The sequence below is a fragment of the Planococcus sp. RAB007_Raresut genome, assembly GCF_057369535.1.
Genome location: NZ_JBXYIF010000026.1, coordinates 1 through 710 on the forward strand (window position 1 = coordinate 1; position 710 = coordinate 710).

The 710-nt window shown below is 42.3% G+C and carries 1 protein-coding gene; it reads left to right on the forward strand.

Going from position 1 to position 710, the window contains the following annotated elements; translation table 11 throughout:
* Nucleotides 1-54 precede the first annotated feature (54 nt).
* A partial coding sequence (locus AC2Q9J_RS17560) for an aminotransferase class I/II-fold pyridoxal phosphate-dependent enzyme (RefSeq protein WP_499041954.1) occupies nt 55-710 on the forward strand: 656 nt, incomplete at its 3' end.

Here is a 710-nt window from a genome sequence, read left to right on the forward strand (position 1 = left end):
TTAGCCAATCAACTGAATGTCAGTATATTTACCGTACAGGAAGCATATGCCCAATTGCTGAGTGAAGGTTATCTGTATTCAACAGAGCGAAAAGGTTATTTTGTAGGTGAGATTGAAGTCCCCTTCCAAGAAGAAGCTGTCCTTCAAAAAGAAGAATTTCTGCCAACGATAAAAGAAGAGTCCTTGAATTTTAGAAACGGACAAATTGATCCAAAAGAATTTCCATACAAGGTTTGGAACCGCCTGTATCAAAAGTTTCTGGTTCCTGCCCATGTTGCGAATGGTTCTTGGCAAGGGGAACCAGAATTACGGAACGAAATTGCAAACTATTTGCGCCAATCCCGAGGATTGCATTGCCACGCAAAACAAATCTTTGTTTTCAGCGGCACCCAACAACAGTTAAGTTCCCTGTGTCAATTCCTCCTTCCTTCTAAAATAGGAATGGAGGAACCGGGTTTTGTTCGAGCAAATGCGGTTTTTCACCAATTGAACATACCGGTTTTACCTATTAGGTTGGATTCTGAAGGCTGTACCGTACCGAAACAGCCAGTGACACTTTTATATACAACTCCAGCTCATCAATATCCACTTGGCACAGTGATGTCGATTAACAGGCGTCTTGAGTTATTGACGTGGGCAAAAGCTTCTTCCAGTTACATCGTGGAAGATGATTATGATTCAGAATTCCGTTATCGTGGCGCCTCCATTCC